Source organism: Mycoplasma sp. 3392 (genome assembly GCF_053851755.1).
The window spans coordinates 61,091-87,445 of record NZ_JBSQBF010000001.1; the positions used below are offsets into that span (position 1 = coordinate 61,091).

General features: G+C 31.0%; 20 protein-coding genes and 2 tRNA genes. 20 read left to right on the forward strand and 2 right to left on the reverse strand.

The genetic code is table 4. The annotated features are described in order from the left end of the window. Positions 1-183: 183 nt before the first annotated feature. The 4 genes from ACWXVV_RS00300 to ACWXVV_RS00315 are packed head-to-tail and all read left to right on the forward strand — an operon-like array spanning position 184 to position 5,858. The gene (locus ACWXVV_RS00300) at positions 184-3,012 is read left to right on the forward strand and encodes an OppA family ABC transporter substrate-binding lipoprotein (RefSeq protein WP_455984626.1); all 2,829 of its coding nucleotides are present in this window, start codon (positions 184-186) and stop codon (positions 3,010-3,012) included. Then, entirely contained in the window at positions 2,972-3,967 is a 996-nt protein-coding gene (locus ACWXVV_RS00305; RefSeq protein WP_455984625.1) for an ABC transporter permease subunit, read from the forward strand. The genes ACWXVV_RS00300 and ACWXVV_RS00305 overlap by 41 nt, the downstream gene beginning before the upstream one ends. Position 3,968: 1 nt before the next feature. Continuing rightward, positions 3,969-5,045, forward strand: coding sequence for a hypothetical protein (locus ACWXVV_RS00310; protein ID WP_455984624.1), 1,077 nt, complete (start codon positions 3,969-3,971; stop codon positions 5,043-5,045). Positions 5,046-5,054: 9 nt separating this feature from the next. After that, complete coding sequence (locus ACWXVV_RS00315; RefSeq protein ID WP_455978810.1) at positions 5,055-5,858, forward strand: alpha/beta fold hydrolase; 804 nt, start codon at positions 5,055-5,057, stop codon at positions 5,856-5,858. Positions 5,859-6,084: 226 nt separating this feature from the next. Here ACWXVV_RS00315 and ACWXVV_RS00320 read toward each other — a convergent pair whose 3' ends face one another. Beyond that, positions 6,085-6,405 (reverse strand): carboxymuconolactone decarboxylase family protein, encoded by a 321-nt coding sequence (locus ACWXVV_RS00320; protein WP_438341584.1) that lies wholly within the window; start codon positions 6,403-6,405, stop codon positions 6,085-6,087. A 179-nt stretch (positions 6,406-6,584) separates the two neighbouring features. On the opposite strand from ACWXVV_RS00320, the gene proS reads away from it, so the two are divergent. The 16 genes from proS to ACWXVV_RS00400 all read left to right on the forward strand — a co-directional run bounded on the left by proS (position 6,585) and on the right by ACWXVV_RS00400 (position 24,932). After that, entirely contained in the window at positions 6,585-8,024 is a 1,440-nt protein-coding gene (gene proS, locus ACWXVV_RS00325; RefSeq protein WP_438341583.1) for a proline--tRNA ligase, read from the forward strand. A gap of 110 nt (positions 8,025-8,134) precedes the next feature. Then, positions 8,135-8,440, forward strand: a complete 306-nt coding sequence (locus tag ACWXVV_RS00330) for a thioredoxin domain-containing protein (protein ID WP_438341582.1) — start codon at positions 8,135-8,137, stop codon at positions 8,438-8,440. Further along, positions 8,440-9,234 carry a Cof-type HAD-IIB family hydrolase gene (locus ACWXVV_RS00335; RefSeq protein ID WP_438341581.1) on the forward strand — a complete coding sequence of 265 codons (795 nt, stop codon included), beginning with the start codon at positions 8,440-8,442 and terminating at the stop codon, positions 9,232-9,234. The genes ACWXVV_RS00330 and ACWXVV_RS00335 overlap by 1 nt, the downstream gene beginning before the upstream one ends. Positions 9,235-9,421: 187 nt before the next feature. Next, positions 9,422-10,204: a hypothetical protein gene (locus tag ACWXVV_RS00340; RefSeq protein WP_438341580.1), complete on the forward strand. Its 783-nt coding sequence runs from the start codon at positions 9,422-9,424 to the stop codon at positions 10,202-10,204. 1,149 nt (positions 10,205-11,353) lie between these two features. Further along, positions 11,354-11,428 (forward strand) — tRNA-Cys (locus ACWXVV_RS00345). Positions 11,429-11,432: 4 nt separating this feature from the next. Further along, positions 11,433-11,509 (forward strand) — tRNA-Arg (locus ACWXVV_RS00350). An 83-nt stretch (positions 11,510-11,592) separates the two neighbouring features. Then, positions 11,593-13,872, forward strand: coding sequence for a P68 family surface lipoprotein (locus ACWXVV_RS00355; RefSeq protein WP_455984623.1), 2,280 nt, complete (start codon positions 11,593-11,595; stop codon positions 13,870-13,872). A gap of 115 nt (positions 13,873-13,987) precedes the next feature. After that, a complete protein-coding gene (locus ACWXVV_RS00360) occupies positions 13,988-15,637 on the forward strand; it encodes a ribonuclease J (RefSeq protein ID WP_438341578.1) in 1,650 nt (549 codons plus the stop codon). Further along, positions 15,627-16,916, forward strand: a complete 1,290-nt coding sequence (locus ACWXVV_RS00365; RefSeq protein ID WP_438341577.1) for a hypothetical protein — start codon at positions 15,627-15,629, stop codon at positions 16,914-16,916. Before ACWXVV_RS00360 ends, ACWXVV_RS00365 begins: the two co-directional genes overlap by 11 nt. Before the next feature lie 3 nt (positions 16,917-16,919). Further along, the gene (locus ACWXVV_RS00370) at positions 16,920-18,788 is read left to right on the forward strand and encodes a hypothetical protein (RefSeq protein ID WP_456012444.1); all 1,869 of its coding nucleotides are present in this window, start codon (positions 16,920-16,922) and stop codon (positions 18,786-18,788) included. A gap of 43 nt (positions 18,789-18,831) precedes the next feature. Further along, entirely contained in the window at positions 18,832-19,479 is a 648-nt protein-coding gene (locus ACWXVV_RS00375) for a LemA family protein (protein ID WP_455967606.1), read from the forward strand. A gap of 116 nt (positions 19,480-19,595) precedes the next feature. Further along, complete coding sequence (gyrB, locus tag ACWXVV_RS00380) at positions 19,596-21,539, forward strand: DNA topoisomerase (ATP-hydrolyzing) subunit B (RefSeq protein WP_455967607.1); 1,944 nt, start codon at positions 19,596-19,598, stop codon at positions 21,537-21,539. 3 nt (positions 21,540-21,542) lie between these two features. Then, on the forward strand, positions 21,543-22,301 hold the full coding sequence (locus ACWXVV_RS00385) for a phosphotransferase (RefSeq protein WP_455967608.1): 759 nt from the start codon (positions 21,543-21,545) through the stop codon (positions 22,299-22,301). Then, positions 22,279-23,727, forward strand: a complete 1,449-nt coding sequence (locus ACWXVV_RS00390; RefSeq protein WP_456012445.1) for a phosphotransferase — start codon at positions 22,279-22,281, stop codon at positions 23,725-23,727. Before ACWXVV_RS00385 ends, ACWXVV_RS00390 begins: the two co-directional genes overlap by 23 nt. Positions 23,728-23,790: 63 nt before the next feature. After that, positions 23,791-24,600 (forward strand): hypothetical protein, encoded by an 810-nt coding sequence (locus ACWXVV_RS00395; RefSeq protein WP_438341570.1) that lies wholly within the window; start codon positions 23,791-23,793, stop codon positions 24,598-24,600. Next, the gene (locus tag ACWXVV_RS00400; RefSeq protein WP_455984618.1) at positions 24,600-24,932 is read left to right on the forward strand and encodes a hypothetical protein; all 333 of its coding nucleotides are present in this window, start codon (positions 24,600-24,602) and stop codon (positions 24,930-24,932) included. Before ACWXVV_RS00395 ends, ACWXVV_RS00400 begins: the two co-directional genes overlap by 1 nt. An 85-nt stretch (positions 24,933-25,017) precedes the next feature. On the opposite strand, the gene tuf is transcribed toward ACWXVV_RS00400, so the two are convergent. After that, positions 25,018-26,205 carry an elongation factor Tu gene (tuf, locus tag ACWXVV_RS00405; protein WP_438341568.1) on the reverse strand — a complete coding sequence of 396 codons (1,188 nt, stop codon included), beginning with the start codon at positions 26,203-26,205 and terminating at the stop codon, positions 25,018-25,020. Positions 26,206-26,355: the final 150 nt, after the last annotated feature.

A 26,355-nucleotide genomic window follows, 5' to 3' on the forward strand; every position in this document is an offset into this window, starting at 1 on the left:
CTCCCAACTAATATGCTTCTATTTTAACCCTTTTATTTTTTTGTTTTAACAATTACTAAATTTCCAAAAATATTGCATTTTTGCTAAAAAAGTGGACTATTTTGTTAAATTTTTAATTTTTTGTGTAATATTCTAGGATAAAAAATAATTTTTAGGCAATTTTTATAAAGAAAAGGACAAAAAATGAAAAAATCTTTTAAATCAAAATTTAAAGCCAAGCGTTACTTTTTAGCGCTAGGAGTTATGGCTTTGCCCATTTCATCAGTTGCTTTTATTGCTGCTTCTTGTGATGACAAGCAACAAGAAGTTTCAAAAGAAGTTGTTTTTAATTTAAAAGACAACCTTAGACAAGGTGCATACTTTTTAGACTATAGTGCAAAATTAAGCATCAACTATCAAGATAATCCAGTTTTAGAAACAGCCGTTTCAGGACAATTATTTAGAAATATTACTATTTCTTCACCAGAATATGATACAACAACTAAAGCACTTAAAAAATCAGGACAAGTTGCCTACAAATTTGAATTGGCAAAATCAATTACTATTACTTTAGAAGATGGTAGTCAAAAAGTTTATGACAAAGACGACTATGAACTATCAACATCAGACACCAACCCATATGAATATCAAAAATCATCGGATTCACGTTCAATCAACTCAGAACAATTTATACAAGACATGCGTGTCGCAAACAAAATTTCTATTCAAGTTCGTGACGATGTTTACTGAACAGATGCTGATGGTAACAAAACACAATACAAAGTGGTAGCAGAAGACTTCTGATACTCATACTTACGTTCATACTTCCAAGGACGTTTCCAACGTCAAGAAGCTGGATATAATGGAACTCCAGATCAAGCTAAAGCAGTTGATAAAAATATTCAATCTGTTACAGGAGTTAGCCCAATTGAACGTTTCGGAAAACAACTATTCACTCACAATCAACTAATGGAAATAAATGGAATTAGTAGCGAAAAATTTAGAGCATACGACAAAACGACATATGCTCCAGTGAATGCTGTTAAAGACAATAGTTTAGTTTTAGAAATAGACGAAGATTTCAAACAACAAAAAGATATTTTTAATTACTGAAACTTAATGTTTATTAACTCAAACATTTTTGCAGCTGCCCCAAGTCAATACATTAAGGAATTGGCTCAAAAACCAGAGTACAACACTATGTCTACAGTAACAATGGAAAATCCGAAAACTAAAGAAAAATATGATGTTACAGTTAAAACATATGGTTACGACATTGTACATGCATCAGGTATTTATTTCTATGGTGTAAAAGATTGAGAAAATAACCTTTATGCTGGTGCATATATTCCATCAAAAGATTCAACAACTTCAAAATTCATTCTGAAACAAAATCCAAATTACTGAGACCAAGACTGAGCTAAGAGCAAAAATTCAGTAAAACAAATAGTTTTCAATTCTTTAAGTACAGACAACTCAAGAAATTACAGTAACTTTAAAAATGGTCAAAATGCGTTTATGACGTATGATGTTCAAGACCAAAGTACTAAAGACGCATTGAATAAAAACTCTTCAAACTACTCAGTTGTGCCTTTCAAACATTTCCTAAAGACTAAAACTACAATCAAGAGCGTGTTTAACTTTACTCCTGCTCCAAGAGTCGCATATGACGATGATACAAAAGTTGCAGAGGTAAACTACGAAAGTATTGCATTTAACAACAATTATGCAAAACTTGTTTATGGTGCTTCTATTGATGAAATTCAAAAAGGATATGTTGGTACAGACTTAAATCACGTGACTCGTTCAATTACTAAAGGTGCTCTAAGCCCATTATCAGCAAGTTTTAAAACAATGATTAACAAAGCAATCAACTGACAACAAATTGTTTCAAAACTTAACCCTGATGCAAATGTGGATCTATGATTAAATGGTGCAGCGCCTGATGCCAAACTTGGTGGAACAGACCAAGAGACATCGCAATACAAAACACCTCGTGATGCGAAAGATATCATCAATGATTTAATCGCTATTGATGCACAAGGAAATAAATTAACATTAACAGCTAACAACGCATACAAAAATGACACAAAATCAATATATTTTGACTCAATTAAACCAGCAATGAAAAAATTACTAGATGATTTCTACAAAGAAAATTCATTATCAAGCGACCAAAAAATTACTTGATACATCTACAACAGCTCAGTTGTTAACACAGCGGAAGAAAAAGCATACAATGACATGATTCAAGTAATTAAAGACTTAGACAGTCGTTTAGATCCAGTTTTCAAGAAATTAAACACTAACGAAGATATTGTGAAAATTTTTGGAGCTGACAATGGTACAGGAGCTAACACTATTTCACAACATTTAGTTCTTAACTATGAAGATGACTCTCAAGCTTCATACCTAGATAAAATTACTCACGCAATTGGACAAAGTATGTTCCCATTATTCCAATTATTTGCTGATGCTGATAAAGGAAACAAATCACCACTTGCTCAAAACTTCCCAGAACTAACCAATTTTGCTAAATTTATGAAGAAACAATTCGACAACGGAAACTTCAAAATGAACGAAATTTACAAACCGAATGCTGCAGATAAAAATCTAGAAGCGCAATTTAAACCTCTAACTTGAAATGATCTAGACAAAATGAACTCATATGAAGAAAGAAACTTATATTTAAGAGGAATTTGAATAGATGATCTAAAAGCATATTCATATAGAGGACTAGGTGGGCCTGCATATAAATATGATGCTTCGAAAGGAATTTTCTCAATCGACAATATTACTGAGGCTGCTAAACTTGCTCGTGATTATTTAAAAACTGTAACTAACGAACAAGTTGTGCAACTACTGAGAGAACTAAATACCTGAAGAGGGGTAGAAATTAACTTAGAAAAATGAATTCCAAGTTTAAATAACTTAGATTACAGATATAGTCAAAAATACTTATCTGCTCCAATCGCATTTAATGATATAGATTATGTACAAGATATGAAAATCAATACTACAAAGGAAAAATAGACAACATTATTTTTGAAATTTTGTCACTAAAATAGCCTTAAGTTTAATCATTCTATTTCTTATTAACATCATCATCTATACCCTAACTACTGCCTTTCACCCTGTGCCTTTAGACATTGAAAAAATGTCAATGGCGCCGGATCAAACAGGGTATGAAAGACTGTTAGAAATCTATCAACTGGATAAACCTTTGGCACAAAAAGTCTTCCAATATATTGGAAGGCTCTTTACTTTTAATTTTCTTAATTTTCAGGTTCTAGATCAATCAATTGGTGTCTTCGACCAAGAAAATTTGAAACTAAGTAACTACTGAATCACACAAAATCGTTACAGCTACACAATTGGTTTAATAAGTTTATTAATAAGCCTAATAATTGGTTATTGCTTAGGTTTGCTTGCAGCATACAAAAGAAACAAAGCTACTGACTATTTAATAAATTTTGGAGTTATCATTTTCATTTCGATTTCTTTATTGATATTAATTCCAATCATCAATTTATTGTTTTCAGAGACATCAATGATTATTGATTTTAACGTACACAAGTTTTCAACCTATTTGTTGCCAATACTCAGTCTTAGTCTTATTTCAATGTCTTCAATTGTGCAAGTGACAAGAAGTGAAACAATTAAAGTTCTTAATTCAAGTTACTATTTACATGCCACAACATTAGGAATGAATGGTTGACAAAAATACTGAAAAGTTGTAATTAAAAACTCAATTAGTCCAGTATTGACACTGATTCCCTTTGAAATATTGTCACTTTTCATTGCAAGTATCTTTTTAGAAAGTTATTATGCTGTGCCAGGAACTTGAAAATATTTATATTCAGTTATCGCCACCTATCACAATGAAGCACTTTGCTATTTAGTTGCCTTTTTATCAGTTACGTATTTAAGCTCACTATTAATCACAGAAACTATCAAATTATCAATTAACCCATTTGCAAAGGATTAGAATGGAAAAATCACTTTTTCGCTTTGCATCGCAACGCAAGCACAATCTCGATATTGTTGGTAAGAAGCAAAGTTACTTTAAAAGATTTTTTAGCAATAAAATAGCAGTCTTTTTATTGATAATTTGACTTTTGATGATATTCATTAGTTTCATAAATATCTTTTTAAACTCTTCTCCATATGAAGAATTTGCTAATTTAAACTTAGATAAAAACATAACAGCACATATCACCGTGTCAAAAGATAATCCTTTACTTTACACAATTGAAAAAAGAGAATCTGACAATATTTATCAAACTATTTACTCAATAGTAAGTAAAGAAGATAATCACATTTATCATACCTTTATAACTAACAATTTGCAAAGGGAGTATTTAGTTTTTAATTTAGATCAATTCTTTAGTTCCCAAGCTAAACATGACTACCGTTATGCATTACTAGGGACTGATAGAAATGGTTATGACGTTTTAGTTCATAGTTTAAAATTGTTTTTCTATTCTTTTGGCTGTGCGATGTTGTGTTTTGTTGTAGAAATGTTTTTTGGTTTTAGCTGTGGAATATTTTTAGCAAGAAAACAGAGTCAATTAAGATCATTTATCAAAAAATCACTTGGTTCAATTGTTGCTGTTCCTGACATTATGTATATTTTGATTTCGCTTGTAATATGAAATTCAATTACTGGAGTAATTGTAGCAATCATTGTAACTGGATCAGTAAGACTAACTTACTGAGCTGCTTCTTATGCTGAAGAAGAATGAAATAAAGAATATGTAAAAGCTTTGATAGCAATGAATGCATCAGTTTTAAGAATTGTTTATGTTCACATTTTGTGAGCGATTTTTGGAAGAATACTCATTTTATTCGCAAGAAGATTAGGATATATTATTTTCCTGCTAGCAACAATAAGTTTTCTAGGTTTTACAATCAATTGAAATATTGCTTCACTATTCAAAGAAAATTGAACTGATCGCGCTAAGAATATGTGGCAAATTGTCTTTCCAACTTTATATTTATTTATTTTCTTGATAACAAATCAATTTTTAGCCATTCAAATAGCAAGAGTAGTTGATAACAATTAAGGAGTAAAAATGATTAAAACTTTTAAATGAAATGATTTAGAACTTGAATATTTGCACATTGATAACAAGAAGGATAAAAACTTAATTTTTGTTCATGGTTTTGGTTCGGAATTTGCTTTCTTTGAACCTTTGTTTAATTCATTTGCAAATGAGTACAACATTTGAGGTTTAAACATGCCAGCAAGTGGTAAAAGTCAATACAAACCGGAAGTCATGAAGTTTCTAACTTTTTGTGATATTTTTGATGCTTGAATTAAAGAAATTAATGTTGACAATCTTTATCTATTCGGACACTCAATGGGTGGAGGAATTTCAATGTCAGCTGTGTTGAAAAACAGTAAAAAAATCAAAAAGATTGCTCTTGTGGGGCCAATGTCACGTTCTGGATTAACAAGAGTAAAAGAATTTGACGAATGCTTCTTTCCATTGAATACTGAAGAATGAAAGAAACTAGTTAACCTTTGCTATTATGATCCTTCAAAATTGCTAAATGATGAAAACAAATTAAAACAAATGGATAAATATTTTGCAACTCACCAGGAAGAATTAAGAAACATCTATGCCCTTGGTAGAATCTTGCCAAGTTTAGAAAATATGGATAGAATTGACGAAGGAATTAAAAACGCAAAAATGCCAGTAGGTCTTTTCATTGGTGCTTATGATGGAATAATTGATTTTGCTAATATTGCAAATTATTACCACAGTGTTAACAAAGATGTTCAAGTTTTCGAATTTCAAAAAGCAGGACATTCAATATGATTGGAAGACTTTGACAATTTTATTGATACTCTCAAAGATTTCTACGCAAATTAATTAACAAAGGCAAAAAAACATAATGCTTAAAAGCTTATTTGAACAGTACTTATTATTTACAACACGGCGCAATGCTGTGTTTTTTTGTACAAATTGAGTCTATTTTATTTTTTAAGTTTTTTCAAAAAAGTAACGTAAATTAATCTCCAAGTTATTTTTTAGTATATTTAGTAGTGTTTCAAGACAAAAAAAAAAAAAAATCGAGCAGTGTTTGCTCGATACAAAATTATTTTTCTAACTCTTCCAAAAGTTCCATTACGTCGTTCACTACCGAACTATAAACAGGACCTCCACCGAAACCAACAGGAACCAATGCTGCATCCAAAATTTCTTCGTAATTAGCACCAGCTATATAGGCTTTTTTGATGTGTGCTTTCATGCATGGTTTACATCTTTTTGAAACTGCTACTCCAACAGCAACTAGTTCTTTAGTCTTTTCATCTAAGTAATTGGCAGAATAAAGCACTTTTGTAAGTTCACTGAATGCTTTAACAAATTCTGGTCTTTTTTCGACTAAAGTTTCATAACCACTTTTCTTTTTGTCCATAACTTCCTCCAAAAAATTACATTTATACCTAAATTTTAAAGCAAAAACACACTTTTTGAATAAAGCAATCATATTCAACCAGTATTTCAAAACTACATTTAGACTTGATTTTTGACCAATTTCTAATATAATTTAATTCAATGAACCATACAAATAATATTAAATAGAAAGTAATAAATATGGCAAAAAAAATAGACAAAATTACCCCATTAAAAGAAGATTTTTCAAAATGATATTTAGATGTTATTAAAAACGGAGATCTAATAAGTTACACTCAAGTTAGAGGTAGCATCATTTTCAAACCGCTTTCTTACGGAATTTGAGAAAACATTCAAAGAAATCTAGACAATGAATTTAAAAAACTAGGAGTACAAAATGTGTACTTTCCTTTACTTATTCCAGAAAGTTTAATCAATCGCGAAAAAGAACATGTCGAAGGTTTTAGTCCTGAATTGGCCACAGTAACTCATGTTGGAGACAAAAAATTAAGCGAAAACTATTACATCCGTCCCACTAGTGAAGTCTTATTCAATGAGTATTTCAAAAATGAAGTTGAAAGTTATAATGACTTGCCTTTAGTTTATAACCAGTGAGCTAATGTTGTGAGATGAGAAAAAACAACTAACCCTTTCTTAAGAACTACTGAATTCTTATGACAAGAAGGACACACAGTTCACAATAATGCAATTGAAGCAAGAAAATTGACTCGTACAATGCTAAAAGTTTATGCTAAGTTCTTAAAAAATTATCTTGCAATTCCGGTTATTCAAGGAAAGAAAACTCCGCGTGAAAAATTTAGTGGAGCATGTTCTACATACACAATTGAAGCAATGATGAAAGATGGTAGAGCATTACAAGCAGGAACAAGCCATTATCTTGCTCAAAACTTTACTAAAGCATTTGATATAACCTTTAAAAATAAAGAAAATAAAAGGGAACATGCTTATGGAACTAGCTGAGGAGTAACAACTAGATTATTGGGCGCATTAATAATGGCGCATGGAGATGATCATGGAATTATCATCCCACCGAAAGTGGCACCAACTCAAATTGATATTCTAGAAATTTTCGGACATAAAGATCCTGAGGTTAAAAAAATGGCAGAACAAGTTCGTTCAGTTCTTGCTAAAAGCTGAAGAGTAAAAGTAGACTCGAGCGAGAAAGGACTTGGTTTTAAGGCTGCAAACAGTGAGATCCATGGTACTCCTTTGAGAATTGAAATCGGTTCAAACGAAGCTAAAGAGAGAAAAATGCTTCTTGTTCGTCGTGATACATTACAAAAGATTGAAGTTGCATTTGATTCTAATCTTAAGAAAACAGTTAAGACTCTTTTAGAAGATGTTCATAACAACCTTTACAACTCAGCCTACAATAGAATGATTGAAAATATTGTATTCACTGAAGACTACGAAGAATTTAAAAAACTTATTGCCGAAAACAAATGGGTAATGATGCCATTTTGTGGTTGTGAAGAAGCTGAAGCCAAAATTCAAGAAGAAACAGGAGCCACTGCACGTTGTATCCCATTTGAAGATCCTATCCCAACAAATAAAAATTGCACTTGTCCTGTTACTGGAAGCGAAACAAAACGTAATGTAATTTTTGCTAAAGCATATTAAAAGACAAAAAAATGCAAAAGCACTCGTTTTTTTACTGAAAAATAACTTTTTTGCTTTTGTGTAATATAATTTAACATATTATTTATAACCCTAAAAAGGAGAGTAAAATTATGATCAAAAAAATCGAAAATGCTAATGATTTAGACATCAAAAACTTAAAAGGGAAAACATTCATTCTATTTTCAGCTGACTGATGTGGAATGTGTGTTATGTTAAAACCAGAAGTTCAAAAATTTGCTGAAAAACACCCAGAAGTTAATGTTCTAACAGTGGATGTTGATGAAAATAGAGACTTAGCAAGACAATGATCAATCAACTCAATTCCTGCTTACTTTGTTTTTGAAGATAACATTCAAAAATTTGGTGGAGTAGGATACAACACAGTTGACAAACTAGAAAAAATTGCAGGATTCTAATGAATTTCCAACCAAAAGCTATATTTTTAGATCTTGACGGAACATTGGTTGATAAAAAATCAACAATTTCACAAGAAAATATAGAAACTATCAAAGAAATTAACAAGTCTGTACCTTGCTTTATTTCTACTGGTCGTGCTTTTAACGAAAACCTGTTGCAAATAACAAATACTCTTGGTTTAGACTACGGAATAGCTCAAAATGGAGCAATAATTTTCGACAAAACAGGAACAATAATTAGAAAAATTACTATCAACGATGAAAAATTCAATCAAATTATTAAGATTTTGATTGAAGATAAATTCTCGTTTATTGTAAATTCAAGTTCAACGATTTATTCAAATAACCTGTTTGCCAAAATGATTCCTGTTTTCAAAAAGAAAATATATGTTGCCACTTACAACAAAATGCCAAAACAAGATGATGTTACTAAAATTTTAGTTTTAAGCTTCTCAACAAAAAAATTGGCACTTTTGCAAAAGAAATTACTTAAATATGTTCCAAACATTAATGTCGCAATGACTGCAAACAATAAAGCGCTAGAAATAAATGATATTGAAGCCTCAAAAGGCTTTGCTGACAGCTATGTTTGTGCTTTAAAAAATATTGACCCACAAAAAGCCGTGCATTTAGGCGATAGTATGAATGATGCCAGTGCAAAACAGTATTTGGGTGCTTTGATTGCGATGAAAAATTCAAGCCCACAGCTAAAAAACCTTGCAACAGAAATCGGTGCGCACTATAAAAAAGCCGGAGTTTCTAAAATATTAAAAAAACTAATTAATGCAAAATAATAATTTTTCGAGCAAAACAAGTGTTTTTGCTCTTTTTTTTACACAATGTATTTCTTGATAAAATTAGACGAAATAAGTTAAGATAGTTCATTCATATATCACAAAAATCGCTTTTTTTCTTTGTATTCAATGATGTTGTTCATATCAAAAGTCAAAATACAGTAATATACAAATATATAATTTAAATATGAATGATAAAAATAACAATAGAACATTATATTTTTTCAAAACTATTGACCAATGTTTGAATATTGATGAAATATGTGAATCGATTAAGGAAAAAAAATATTCTAAGAGTGAAATCAGTTCAAATTTATTTTGTAGTCATTGTAAAATAGCGAGATTTACTCTTGCAACGAATGAAAACGGAACTTTATGAATTAGATCTTATCCAATTAAAACAAGTGGTAAGCACGATATTTCTTGCCCTTTTTTAAAAGAACAAAATAAAAGCGTAATTAATGCTGATAAAAATTACAAAGAAAATGAACTTTTGTCGTTTTTCTCTTCTTATATAAATAAAAATTCCAAAAGAGAAGGTAGTCATCATGATAAAGCTTTGAATGATGTTCAGAAACCTTCGGAACAACAACAAACAAGAAAACGAATTCAAATAATAACGCCAAACAATTTTGACAAAATAGAATATCACAAACTGTCGTTACTTAAAGGGAAATTTAAATGTCGTTTTATTTATAAAGATGACAGCAAGTTGTTCATAAATTTTTTAAACGAAAAGGGTATGACTGAATTTTCTGTTCTTTGAGACAGTGACATTCTAAAAAAAGTGATGAATGACATCAAGTGATTGAATGAGGAACTCGAAAAGAAATCTATTTTGAAAATAGATGTAGAATTATGCTTGAATGGTTTTACCAAGTCACAAAATCCAAATTACAAAGACAATGAAGGTTATTACAGCAGAATGCAATATCATCGACTAATCATTAAATTTAATAAAGTGAAATAAATTTATTTTAAAGTAGGATAAATTACTTATAATTAGTTATCTTTTACTCAGGAAGGCCGTGTGTTTTCAGTTAGATCTAGAGTATAGGATAAAAAGGTCGTACTTTCAAATAATAATGAAGTTTTCACTCCATCAATGATGGGGTGTTTTTCATTCAGGACAACATTGAATTTTTCATTGTTGTATCACTGGATATAATCTTTAACCAAATTTTTTCAATTAGCAAGAAGTCGTTTTATGGGTTGGTTGCGAATATAAACATTCCAATTTTAAAATAGAGAAAAAGTATTTAGTTTCTTCGCTATCTGAGACTGTTCATGCTTTTTCCATTGCGATACTTTTGCGCCATTTTTTATTGTATTAGTATATTCCGTTAGTGAATATCCATGAATGAATAACTCATTCTCCATCAAATGAATATTTCTAATATAGTTGGCAACAAGGTTAACATCATTTAAACGCTTAAGTTCAAATTAAGTACTTTTTTATTTTTGTGATGTAATACTATTAACAAGAAAATTGATTTTGCGCAACATCTTTTATTGACGAAGATGAGTTACATTAGCAAAAATAGCATTTAATTTGTTTTTTCTAAAATTTCTTTTGACAAGATCCAAAAATTTAGTATTTGTGTTTTTTAATTTCTCTTTATTTTATTTTTTGTCTAATTTTGCAGATTAAAGCACATATTTGCAGATATAATTTGTCTATTTTTCAAAATTTATTCTGTTTTGTAAAAGTTTTTTTAAAGTAATGATGCAATTTTTAGTTATACACAAAAAACTATTCTAACTAAAAGTTTTTGAATATTTTTTAGTTCTTAAGAATTATTACTAATTTACTAAATTTAGCACTCTTTCTTTTTTTATGTGCAAAGCCGTTTTTAGAAAGAATATTATTTTGTATTTCAAAAGGTTCATTTTTTTACCCTATTTATTATTTAGTAACCTTTCAAACTCAAATTTCTAAAGATTAAAATTAAGTAATATACAAAATAAGGTGACAGTATGCAAAATCTAAATTTTAAATTAACCTTATTTTTAAAGTTGTGTACAACAGGTTATTGTTTGATATGAGTTTAATTTTTATCACAAAAATAAAAAAAGTATTATAATTTAATTTGCTTAATAGCATTAGAAGCTATGTGTTGCCACCATAGCCAAACGGCCAAGGCAAAGGTCTGCAACACCTCGATTACCGGTTCGAATCCGGTTGGTGGCTCCAAAATGCGCCCGTAGCTCAATTGGACAGAGTGTTTGGTTACGGCCCAAAAGGTTGCGGGTTCGACTCCTGCCGGGCGCGCCATTTCAAGAAATTGACCCTTAAAAGAGCGTTGTGCTCTTTTTTTGTTACTCTTTTAACACTCAAAACAAAGTATAATTAAATACATGCCTAAATTAAAAAAGACGAAAACGATATTATTTGCACTTGCGGCAGTTACTACACCAGTCGTGGCCTTAACATCTGCTTCATGTAACAAAACTAAGAGTGATTTTGAAATTCCTGAAAGAAATAGAGTAGTTTTAGCAACAACTTATACACCGCAAAGTGATTTAAAAAGATATAGTGCACTAGTTGATTTAGTCACCAAATATAACGAATACGTAAAAAAAACAAACGAAGAGATTAAAGAATCAAGCAATCCAAAGCAAAGTCTTTTGAAACCGGTGGAATTACAATATTTTGCTGGGTCACTAAATGACTTGTACTTGAATTTAAAATTAAAACTTAATGCCAAAGATGTCAACACTATCCCAAATGCAGTTCTCGCTTATCCTTCAACTGCTGTTCTGTTATCTAGTTACAACAAGCTTTTAGACTTAAAAAATGTTGACACTTCAGATATTAAAGATGAATTTTTAAAAGCTAATAGTAACCTAATTGGACCAAAAAATATTCAAGTGGGACTGCTTCCTTTTGGAAAAAGTAGTGAAGTAATGACAGTTGACTTACCTTTATTAGGTTACATATTAACAACACTAAACACAAAGTATGACTCTTATTTAAAGAATCTTACTCAAGAACAAAAAGTCAATTTAAAAACTAACTTGATTTCAGCTACAAATTCAGAAACCTTACAAAAAGCGATAAACCTTTGAAAATCAGATTCTATCAGTGAAAACGAAAGAAATTTAATTCAAGAGCTTTGAAAACTTGACAAAGCTAATTTTGATTTCAGTAAAGTACAAAACTTTACACTGGATGATTCGATTATTTACACATATGACAATCAAATTTCTTTTGCTAACTTCTTAGCAAATTCTTTAGAAACTAACACTAATGAGTTTTTTGTTCTTGGAGTTGACTCGGTTGTAAATTACTTGTACTTACAAATGTTCAACGCAGCAAAAGGTGATTTTAAAAATTACTATTTACAGCCAGGAACAAAGAAAAATTATTTAATTGATTATTGAAAAGTCTTGAATGGAAGCCAAAATGACACCAATTCTAAAGAGTTTTACTCAAGAATTAAACAAATTGTTGACTTAATTAACACAAAAAGATTTTATGTTCAAAGAGACTCATCAAGAGATTTTAACTCTTCACGTCTTCAAACAGCACACAAGGTTCTTTTTGGATCTGGTTCAACATTAGCATATAATTATGTACGCTTTGCTCAAGATCCTTTCTTCTACAAAAATCAAAATATTTCATACTGAGCTAATGGGGATTTAATCAAAGATCAAGAAACAACAAAAATGACAATTGGTTCAAAAATATATATGTTACCGACTGACATTGACAAAAAACAAAAAGTTGTGAGTTTACTGAACTTTGACTCAAACAACAAACCTACTACTGCTTCAAAGACACAAATTTTGACTGAAAATCTTATTTCTATAAATAAATTTATGGAAAACGCAAACAATGCAAAAGTGTTATATAACTCAACAGAAGCCAAGGAATTTATCATTAATAATTTGAGCGATTTTGTTAAGTTTTATGTGTTTGACACATCAAACCCAATGACTGAAGAGCAATACAACTCAGTATACAAAACAATTGATGATATCAATACTGCTTATGCTTCTAATTTGGCAGTCAAGGACAAACTTGAAAAAATAAGCGAGCTTGAAAAAAGTCTTCCAAAGCAAGTAGATTCTTGATGATTGTTAAAAGATTTTAAGCCACAAGGAAACAAACTTTCATTAAAGAATACGTTAATCACTACACCACCACAAAAAAACAATGATGAAGACCCAAACTACAATGGGGCATATGTTCTACAGGGTCCTTCAATTGTTGCAATTGATGCTGGACAAAAAAATAATGCTTCAACTTTAGCATTTATCAATTGACTATATAGTGATGATTTTAAACAAAGCTGAAGTGACTTAAAAGAAGGTGTTGAATTAACCCCAGTCGAATATTTTGCTTATCGCGCTGGGTACTTGTTTCCGTCGAAAAATTTCATCGAACAAAGTCCAAATTTAAATACCAATGCCTTTTTGGATATTTTCATCAAGCAAGTGCAAAAAACCGAGCAAGGTGATGGTCAAGTTCCTTTCGAAGAACCAGCTGATAAAAACAGTGATAAATTCAGAGGAACGCTAAAAGGATTGTTTAATACTACTTATGCTTCACGTGATAATCAAGTGCAATTTAGTTATCAAGACTTCGTAAAGGCGCTAAAACAAACAATGGATATGGTAGAAGAGCGAGCATAACTCGCTTTTTTACTTTTAAAAATGTAATTTTTAAGTTATGGCAAGATAAAAAGTGTTATAAAATTAATAATATTAATTTACTGCAAGTTTCAAACAATAATATGAAAGGATTAATATGTCAAAGATTAACTTTTTTGCTCTTGGAGGACAAGACGAAAATGGTAAAAATTGTTATGTTTTAGAAATTGATTCCAAAATTTTTGTTATCAATGCCGGAACTAAAGTACCAATCAATTCACATAATGGAATTGATACTTTAATTGCTGATTTTGATTATTTAGAAAAACATGCCAATAAAATTGAAGGGATTTTCATTACTGATGTTCACAACGAAAGCTTTAGTGCTATTCCTTGAATGTTAATGAAAATCAAAAACGTCAAAATCTATACATCTACATTCAATAAGTTTGTTGTTTTAGACAGAATTTCAAAATACAGTATCGAACATAATGACTACGAAGTTATAGCAATTAACAAACCTTTTAACATTGGCAAAATAAAAATAACTCCACTACCTTTAGCAGGGGGATTGCCAGGAACATTAGGTTTAAATTTCAATACCGATAATCAAAACATTTTATTTATGACTAATTTCGTTATCGGTAACCTTGGCCCTTATGGGCAAACTAAATTGCAAGATATTCAGCAAAAAATTGGTTCTGATCCGATCAAAATATTAATTATGGACTCAGGAAAATCAAATCAACCAGGTAATACTATCAATAAACTTTGAGTAACTAATCAAATTGAATACAAATTTATGGAAGCAAAAGAAGACCAAAGAATCATTGTCGGACTATACGATGAAGACATGATTACCGCTAATGAAATCTTGCTTCTAGCTATCAAATACAATCGGCCAGTCATCACATACGGTAGAAATTATTCAATTTTGATTGATTTGTTGCAAAAAATGCATCCAAACATGAAAATGCCGGAAGTTATTGATTATCGCAATGCCAATAGTGTTCACAATGCTGTTATTTTAGTCACTGGAGCAATTGAAAGATTACACAATCGTTTCTTAAGAATTGCTTCAGGAAATGACGTTTACTTGACACTAAGAGGAAATGATAAAGTTATTATGATTGCTCCACCAGTTAATGGTTTAGAAGTTAATTATGCAGTTACACTGGATGAAATTGCTCGTACATGTTCAGACTTAATTGAACTAAGCTCAAGCGAATATTACTCATGTAATCCAGCTAAACAAGACATTATTGATGTTGTGAAATTCTTCCGTCCAGAATACTTTATCCCAATTCAAGGTCTATATCGTTATTTTGCATTGGCAATCAGTGAAGTAGTTAAACATGCTTTTATGAATCAGAACAATTGCATTATTTTGAATAATGGTAAAGTTGCTCAATTTGTTGATGGTAAACTATTTTCACAAAAACACACTTTAAGACATCATGGTGATGTAATAATTGATGGTTTTGGAATCGGAGATATCAGTCACGAAGTTATTAAAGAAAGAGAAACACTAGCAAGAGATGGTGTGATAGCAGTTTCAAGCTTAATTGACTACAAAACTAAACAGCCAATTGGACAATTAAATATTGCTAGTTATGGAATTATTTCCAAAGAAAATAAAGAAGAAGTTACACAATTGATTGAAAAAATGTTTAATAAAGAATTTGAAGAAGCAGAAGAAATTAATTTAAAAGATATTCAAGAAAAATTACGTCGTACAATTAGAAAAAAAATGTTTAAAGTGCTTTACAAAGAACCATTAGTGGTGGTGACTTTATATGAAATCTAGTAAATTTAATTTTTTAAAATTATCAAAAGAAAATAACACCAATAAAACCAAAAAACACTTTGGATCAAAACGATTGTGACTAATTTTAACAATTGTTTTAAGTGTCTTTTTCTTAGTTTTTTCATTCCTGCCTGTGCCAGTTATAACCACAATTCACAGTTACACAATGGGGGCATTATTTGGAGCTTTTTCGACATTCATTTACTTATTTGTTATCTTATTTGCACTAAAATCACTTTTTAAATTTGAAAGTAAATTTTCATGAAGAGCTTTTCATATTTCAATTAACAAATCTATTTTCTTGGTAATCAGTGTTGTTTTTTTGACAACCACTCTTTACACTATGAAACAAAGCTTGGGCGAAATCTCTGGAAAAATTGATGCACCACAAAATGCTTTCAAACCAATATTCAATATATGATTTTCACAATTTAGCAAAGCTTATAATGGTAATACTGCCTTACCAAATCAGTACACAATGGGAATTGTTCCAACATTCTTTTATGCAGCTTTTGCAAGCATGGGTTCAACAGTCTTGGCACTCGTTTTATCAATCGTTTTGTTGCTAACTAGCTTAGTTTTATTAATTGTTTCACCTACCGTTTTAAACCGTTTTGCTTTTTCTAAATCAAAACGTGAAAAGGCAAAGCTCGAATCACTTAAAACTACAACAACCAAATATACTCAAAATAAAGCTACACAAGCACAAATCAAAACATTTGATGATAAAAATGAAGACAATCTTGCTTTCTTGAATTTACAAGAAGACAAGCCTCAAGTTGACAATAACAAAATTGTTTACAATCAAAATCAACGCGTTTCTTATAACGAAAATATTGAAGAACTATCAGACATTAACAATGAACACCAAACTGATGAATTGATAATTCAAAACAATGAAATTCATCAAAAAAGTATACAAACACAAAGCAATATTGATTTTGATGTTGATCCGTTTGATACAAGAGAAATAAACATTGATTTTGATTCGCCAAGCGAGCAACAATTCACTGAAAATACACACGAAAACATTGAATCACATACACAAAGAGATAACGATTTTAATAACATTTTTTATCAACCAAGTCAAGAAACAGATGATCTGAGTGAATCTGAAATTACTGAAATTAGTTCTGAAGATTCAATTTCAAATAAAAATCTAGAAGATATATTTGAAGACAACAATATTCAACCATTTGAGAAAGAAGAAAAAGCATCAAGCCAGAAAACTACTAAAAAATATAGTTTGGTTGATGACGACGATTTAGGATTGGATTAATTTATGGAAAGAAGAATTGATGATAGCTTAGCAATAAACGACATTTTCATAAACCCGACAAAGACTTTTTTTGAAACTAATGAAAGCAAATTGGGCGACATTTTTGATGATTTTATCAATGAAAGAATAAAACAATTTGATCCAGAAGCTGCCAACAAGGTTACATCACTAAGAAAAGAGATATTAGACAAAAAAGTTTCAATCGAGAAGCTTTATCAACATCTAAACATTGGTGGTAAACGTTTTGGAAACATCATGATCATTTTGAGTTGTTTCATTCTGATAGGTTTTATATTTCTAGCAATGGGAATATACCGTAAAAATTGTGAAGCAATTGAATCGTTTGAAAATGAAAAACAAAAAGCATACAAAGAAGCTGATAATTTAAGAATTGAAAAAGAAGCAATTTTGTGTTCAGTTTTCAACACTTTCAGTCCAGAAGACTTAAGATCATATGCCTTTAGTAAAATAGGAATCAATAAAGTTGAAGTAACTGACTGAAGCGATCTAAAACCGGTTTTCGCAGACACAACTAACCCGGTTTTCATTCACGCAGTACAAAAATATGACATCCGGAACACATATTTTTACGACATTTTTTATCGTGTTTTAACGTATGAACCAATCGAGTATACAGGTTCGATTGTTGTTAGCTATAGAAATGGCGACAAAACTTATAGCAAAACTATTGTGGCCTATTATCAACACACTTCACCTTTTTTAAAAAGCCGTTCTTTATTCTTATACCCAAGTAATTACTTACCAGAATTAAGTTTCATTTCACAACCTCTTGAAAGTGAAAGAAAAATAAGAAAAACACTGAAAAAGAGCACAGTTTTACTGGAAAATCGTGATTTTTACCAACATTTTAATCTTGAATACAACAACGATGTTGCATTTGTAAACTTTTTCCAAATGTTAATACAACAAAGATACATAGATTGAAAAATATATAGTCAAAAATTAAATCTATTCACTCCTGATTTTGAGAAAAAACCAACTGCTTTCTTAATCAACAACTGAAACATAAATGATGCTAAATTTTATTCTGAACTTAACTACAATGCAGTTGAAAATATAAGATTTGAAGAATCAGATATTGATAGAGTTAAGAAGGCTTTATGACCATTCTTTTACACAAATATGTCAAATCTTTTGGCTTCGATAAATTTTGTTTTTCAAAATAAATATTTAGCGGCTGAAAAGTACACTAAACCAGGTCAACGTTATCAAATGGATTACAAAGATGATCAAATTGTGTCAAATCCAGTAGATACTAAATTAGATGATACTTTAATAGTTAAATCAAAAATTTACAAAGAAACTTACTTAGAAATGTATAGTAAAGAAAGATTGAGACCCATCATTTATGAAATTGATTCTCAACATAAATCTTCTGACACTTCGATTTTTAACATCATTGCAACAAGCTGATACGGAATTGAAAAAGTTGAATATGTTAGAGTTTATGACCACGATTGCGGTACTGTTAATGTTCCAGTTCCTTACACTGACTACACCATGTTTAAAGAGCCTAAAATCGTTCTATTTAACTCAAAAATACGTCTAGAAAAAGGACAAATGATTAATTCCGGACTTGTTAAAAAAACTTTTTCAAGAAATAATGCAACTAGGATAGATCAACAGCTAATTGATGATAATAGAATGTATTTCAACTATCATTTTGTGAAAAATGAAGAAAAAGCATTTACAACAACAAGATGAATCAATAATTTTAATCGTCAATTCAATAAATATAAAGATACATACAAATTAGAAATCAATGAGCATGGAATATTTGTCTTTATTGACAAGCCAGACAAATTGGAAAAAAGTGTTATCGATCAGATGGCTGCAGCAATGAAACTTTAAATTAAGATATAATTTAAAAGAGCATAAATTCTAAGGAGAAAAAATGTTATTTGATTCAAGAAATGAACAAGTGGAAGTTAAATTAAACGTTGACAACCACATTCAACCAGCTAAAGCAACTAGTGCACAAAAAGCTATGTATATCTTTTTCATTATCATATCTTTATTCATCTTCTTGATTTTTGCATACAAAAAGAAAAATTCTTTCAATACTATGCAAGTAGAAGCACAAGAAGCTAGTTCGCAAATTCAGGCTGCGCAAGCAAAAAGAAGAGCAACATTGATTAAAATGATGGATGGAGTAAAAAGCTACAGAAATCACGAAGCAGGACTACTAGAAAGAGTTACAGAATTACGTTCAAAGATCGCTGATGTTGATAAAACAAACAACTTACAAGAAAAACAAGCAATTCTAGAAAATGTTACTCGTGGACTTTCATTAACTTTCGAGCAATACCCAAATTTAAAGGCAGAAAGTCTATACTTGCAATTCAATACTGAAGTTGCTTTACAAGAAGATGAAATCTATGCAGCACGTAGAGTTTACAATATGAGAGTAAGACGTTTCAACCAAGAAATTTATGTTTTCCCTTGAATCGTTTTAGCTGAAAAAATGGGTCTACACAACCTAGCATTCTTCACAGCAACTGAAGAAGAAATTAAAGATGTAGATACTTCAAGCTTATTATAAGAATTTAAATCGCCTCTAAGGGCGGTTTTTTCTTGCTTTTTGCTAGTCATGGTGCTTCAAAATGCCTAAAATAAGGTAAAATTTTAATATATTTATATATTAAAAAAGAGGTAGCAATGGAGCAAAAAAATCATAATAATTACGATTCAAGCAGCATTGAAGTTTTAAAAGGTCTAGACCCAGTTCGTAAAAGACCGGGAATGTACATTGGAAGCATCGGTTTCAAAGGTCTTCACCACATGATTTGAGAAATTCTTGATAACTCAGTCGACGAAGCTTTGGCAGGTTTTTGTAATGAGATCACAGTTAACTTATATCCTGATAATGTAGTTGAGGTTATCGACAATGGTCGGGGAATACCGGTTGACAAACACCCAGGAACAGGACTAAGTACAGTCGAAACAGTTTTCACGGTTTTACATGCTGGTGGTAAATTTAACTCAGATGCCTATAAAGTTAGTGGGGGATTACACGGGGTAGGAGCTAGTGTTGTTAATGCCTTAAGTCAGGAATTTGAAGTATGAGTTACTAGAGATCAAAAAGTTTACTATCAAAAGTTTGCTAATGGAGGGCAAAAAGTAAATGAGTTGGCTGTTATTTCTGAAGCTCCTGAAGGAATTAGCGGAACTAGAGTTAAATTCAAACCTGATTTCACAATAATGGAAAAAAATGACTTTGACTTTTCAATCATTGCAGACCACGCAAAACAAACAGCATACCTTAACAAAGGATTAAAACTAAATATCAACGACAAAATTAAAAGTGTTGAAAAACAATTTTGTTTCGAAGGTGGAATAGTTGACTACGTGCGTGAGTTAGGGAAAGGTAAAAAAGTTATCAATCCAGAGATTGTATACGCTGAAGGAAGTTTCAAAGATCCAAGAATGGGTGAAGACGCAAAAGAAGTTAGTGTTGAAGTTGCTTTGCAATATAACGAAGGATTTTCAAATAATGTTGTTTCATATGCCAATAACATTTCAACAAATGAAGGTGGAACACATGAGCAAGGTTTTAGTGATGCTTTAGTAAGAATTTTTAATCACTGAGGTGAAGAAAATAAGCTAATCAAAGATGAAAAAAACCGTTTATCAAGAGATGATATTCGTGAAGGATTAGTGGCAATTATTTCAGTAAAACACGCAGATCCTATTTTCGAAGGTCAAACTAAGGGGAAACTAGAAAATAAAGATGCTCGTAGTGCAACTAACAAAGTTTTAAGTGAATCGCTAGAACGTTACATGTTAGAAAATCCTGCTATAGCTCGTTTGATTGTTGAAAAATGTATCAAAACTCAACAAGCTCGTTTAGCTGCTAAAGCAGCAAGTGAAGCGTCACGTAAAAAAGATGGACTTGAGTTTGGAAACCTACCAGGAAAGCTTGCTGACTGTTCAACTAAAAATGCTGAATTAACTGAACTTTACATTGTCGAAGGGAACTCTGCTGGTGGTAGTGCCAAAATGGGTCGTGACCGTTCAATTCAAGCAATTCTACCATTGCGGGGAAAAGTTATCAATGCCGAAAAGAACAATATTCAATCAGTGTTAGAAAATAAAGAAATTGGAACTTTAATTCACGCTCTTGGAACTGGAATTCGTGATGAATTCAATATTAACAAACTAAGATACCACAAAATCGTTATTATGACTGACGCCGATGTCGATGGAGCTCACATTACAACCTTATTGCTAACCTTTTTCTATCGTTATATGCGTCCTTTAATTGAATATGGTTTTGTTTACTTGGCGCAGCCACCACTATACAAAATAAGTTATGGTAAAAATGTACAATATGCTTACAATGACAAGCAAAAAGAAGAAATTTTAGCATCTATTGACAAATCAAAAGTTAACATCCAACGTTACAAAGGGTTGGGAGAAATGGATCCAGAACAATTGTGAGAAACCACAATGAATCCTGAAAATCGTCGCATGTTACAAGTACAAATCGAAGATGTAGCTGCAGCTGACACAATCTTTACCACTCTAATGGGTGAAGAAGTTGAACCACGTCGTGATTTCGTACAAGAAAATGCTAAATATGCTTCAAATATCGATTTTTAATTCATGAAACATCTATTAAAAAATCAAGGTTTTACCAATAAAACTTATTTTGATGATAAACAAAACACATTCATTAAAGAAAAACAATATGATGAATTCAATCACAAAATTGATTATCAAATCCTTAACAAATTTGATTTCAGCCCTAAAGTTTTATATGATGATGAAAAAACTTTAGTAACAGAATTTATCAAAGGTAAACAACCAGAATTAAACAAAGAAAACTTAATAAAAATCGGTCAAATGCTGATTACAATTCACAACTCAAAATTACGTTTTCCTGCTAACAATTTAGCAAGAAGATTCAAAGTATATCGCCAAAAGGTTAGTGAACTAGGACGCAAGATTGACGTTTTAGATAAACACTACAAAAAAATTAATCTCTTCTTGAAAAATATCGACAACTCTGCTCCTTGCCACAATGACTTGTGACTATTCAATTTTATTGAGGATGAAAACAAAAATCTCTTCATTACTGATTGAGAATACGCCACAATGGGAGATGTTCACTTTGACCTTGCTTACTTTATTGAATCACAAAATCTTACCGAAGAACAAACTCAGTGATTATATGAAGGTTATGGCGATGACTTTGAACCTTACTATGTTCACATTCACAAAATTTTGGTTAATGCTTTAGTTGTGCTATGGATAAACAAACATCCTGTTAAACCTTTTGATGACAGTCTTTACATTAAAAGAGTTGATGAATATATGAATCAACTAGAAGAAATTAAAAATGCTACAAGACAAACTCAATAAAACTGAGTCTAAACTTGTTATCGAAGAGTTAAGAGGAGTTTTTGGCTCGGTTGTTAGTGAAAAAATAAGTGATATTTACTTTTACTATGAAGGCTTTAAGAACAAGACTTACCGTGCTAAATATCGTGGTGAAATGGTCCAAATCAGAATCCCAAAGTTTGACGAAGACTCAAAAATGACTGAAAAAGTCATTGCTAAGAATTTTGATGACTATTTATTTTACAAAGATGGGTACCTAATCAAGAAATGATATAATGGCCAAGATTTGACAAAAATCAAGATTAATCGAACAATTATTCGCAATCTTATTGTTGAAGTAAAAAAACTACACAACACAAAATTCAAGGCTCCAATTTTTAATTGATATAGTTGTAAAATTGATGACACAAAATATGATATGCTTCTAAAAAAATATGCCAATGATGACTTGGTATTGTGTCATAACAACATAAAGCGTTCGAATGTCATAGTTAATAGCCTGGGAAAAATTAAATTGATTGACTTTGGTGCTTGTTCTTACAATTACCCTGCTGCTGATGCTGCTATGATGTATATTAATTTAGGTATTTCAAAACAATTGTTATGTGATGAATTCGATATTACCTTAACTCAACTGGAAGATTTTATTTATTTAGTTAAGACAAGGGAAAAAGCAACTTTTAGCCAATTTTATTCACACCTTGAAACACCGCTGCCAAAAATAGCAAGAGCATTATATCCTTACCAAAACAAGTTCTATAACTACCAGTCTCGTTTCATAGTACAAAAAGTCAAGGATGGCTTTGGAGATCGTTTAAACATTGATTTACTAAATGAATTTTATTTTGTGCCAGTCTATGTGTATCAAGATGACAAAATTATCATTTGACGTTGAATGGAAGCAAACACAACAGGTTTTTTGACTGACAGGAAAATTCGTTCGATTGCTCGTGCTATTAAGATTTTGCATACTTCGAAAATTGAATTTCCGCCTTCAGTTTTAGATAAAAAGATTAAAAATTCTCTAAACCAAATTGGTATCGAAGCATTAAAGGAAGATTTTGACTCAATCTTTATTCATAATATGCGTAAGTGAGTATCTCAGTTAAACCTTAATGCTAACTGTCACAATTCACTTTCAATTGATAATATCTTTTTTTCAAAAAATCAAAGTGTTTATATTACTCAGTGAGATCAAGCTGCTAAAGGAGATCCATTGGTTGATATTGCTAATTTGTTTGAAAACATGGGATTGAATGAACACCAGGAAGCAATCTTTTGAAAGACTTATGGACGTAAATGTCCACAAGATTTCATTAAATACCGCGTCATAGCTCAGTTTCTTGCTTATTTAGCAAATAAAGTAAAACTTGATGATGAATTTCTTCACTCGCGGATTAATATTAAAAGAATTAAAGATCTGATTTACGACTGAAACAAACACTAGTGAAAAGATGGCATAGCCATCTTTTTCATTGCTTTAGTGTCTTGTTTAGTATAATTTTTAATTATGGAAAATCAAAATCAAGAAATTATTCAGAAACCAAAAGCAAAAAAACATAAGCTGCGTTCTGCACTAATATTTTCAGGGCTTGCACTTTGTTTTATTGGCTTGATAGCTATTATTCCAATTGTTACCAAAGCTAAAAAACATGAAACACAAAAACCACTTCTTGAAGGTTATGTCGGCGCAAATAAAGAGCAAGAAACAAAAGTAGAGCTAGTTCAAAACTCAGAATCAAAAAAATGAGAACTTCAGAGTCAAAAATATGATTTTGTCAATGCTTTTGCTTCTGGAACTATGATTAGAGAGTTTTCAGTTAAAAATAATAACGTCTTTAAATTTAAGATTAACGAACAATTAATTGGTACTCTAGTTAAAGAAAACTATGAAAAATACTTAAAAGAAATATATAAAGACGATAAACATTTTTCAAACGAAAGTTTCACCTATGAAAATGTAAAAAGCAATGATGAATTGGAGTTCAATGTGTCAAACATTTTCAAGGAATGATATGCAAACGATGAAGAGAAAAAGGATAGCAAACTAACATTTAAAACATTGCTAGACTACATCGATCACTTTGATTTTACTGCTACATATGGTTATATCAAAGACAGCACTACGAAATTTAAACTAACATCAGCTATAACAATCAAAGCTCTTTTTGTTGCTTTAAAAAATTATGAACACCAAAATCCACAACTAGCTGATCTAGAAGTAGAAAAAATGTCATTCAAAATAAAAATAATATTAGATGAAGTCAATCAAATGCAACACCTACTTTTTGAACCGATTTTGATTTTAAAAGGAGAATAATGACTAACGCAGATTTTGAACAAGAAAAAATGATGGCTTTACAAGCATGAAATGCTGTATATGGAAACAAACAAGAAGCAGAAGATTTTGCCGGGAGAAAAATAGTTCGTGATGAATATAAAACAGATTCAGAATTTTCTTGAGAAATAGATGTTCTGTATCCTGTCAAAAAAAATGAACTGCCTACTAATGATAATTTAATGATTATGAGTAGTTTAACACAAAGAGAAAAAGGACTAAACGGTACATTTAAAGCTAATAATAGACATTTTAAAATAAGAAAAACTCTTGACGGTTATGAATTATTTGAAATGTACAACGATGAAAAATAGGCAGCTAAAAGCTGCTTTTTTTGTGTTTTTGTCACCAAAAAGCAAAAAAGAAAAAGCAACTTGAAAGTTGCTTCTTTGAAAATAATTATTTTAGAACTTCTGTAACTGTTCCAGCTCCAACAGTTCTTCCACCTTCACGGATTGAGAATTTTGTTCCGTTTTCAACGGCGATAGGAGCGATTAGAGTAACTGTTAAGTCAACGTTTTCTCCTGGAACAACCATTTCACGTCCATCTGTGAATTTAATTCCACCTGTAACGTCTGTTGTACGGAAGTAGAATTGTGGTTTATAGTTAGCGAAGAATGGTGTGTGACGTCCCCCTTCTTCTTTTTTAAGTGCATAGATAGCAGCTTTGAATTCTGTGTGAGGGATAATTGTTTTAGGTTTTGCTAAAACTTGTCCACGTTGAACATCATCACGGTCAATTCCACGTAGTAATAGTCCAGCGTTGTCTCCAGCCATAGCTTCTTTTAGGTTTTTACGGAACATTTCAATTCCTGTAACAACTGTTTTTTTGGTGTCTTTTAGTCCAACGATTTCAACTTCTTCGTTCAGTTGTAGTTTTCCACGTTCAACTCTACCTGTTGCAACAGTTCCACGTCCTGTAATTGTGAAAACGTCTTCAACTGCCATTAGGAATGGTTTGTCAGTTTCTCTTGGAGGTTCGTCGATTCATGTGTCAACTGCATCCATTAATTCCATGATAGCAGCTTCATATTTTGGATCTCCTTGTAGAGCTTTAAGAGCTGATCCACGAATAACTGGTGTGTTGTCTCCGTCGAATTCGTATGATGATAATAGGTCACGAATATCCATTTCAACTAGGTCGATGATTTCTTCTTCACCTTCTAGCATGTCAACTTTATTTAGGAAAACAACCATTTTTGGAACTCCAACTTGTTTTGAAAGTAGGATGTGTTCACGTGTTTGAGGCATTGCTCCATCAGTTGCAGCAACTACTAGGATAGCTCCATCCATTTGAGCAGCTCCAGTAATCATGTTTTTAACATAGTCAGCGTGCCCTGGACAGTCAACGTGTGCATAGTGACGTTTTTCTGTGTTGTATTCGATGTGAGCTGTGTTAATTGTAATTCCACGTTCTTTTTCTTCTGGTGCATTATCGATAGAAGCATAATCACGAGCTTCTGATAGACCTTTTTTAGATAAAACAGTAGCAATAGCAGCTGTTAATGTTGTTTTACCGTGGTCAACGTGTCCGATTGTTCCAATGTTAACGTGAGCTTTTGAACGGTCAAAATCTAATTTTGCCATTGTATTTCCTTTCTGAAATTTGTTTGTAATTTATAAAACTATTTTTCGATTTTAATTTAACGCGTTAAACCAACCTAAGTATAGTCTTTCACCTATATCCTGTCCATTGCGTTAAATACTTATTAAATTTTAGCAAAAAAAACTCTTTTT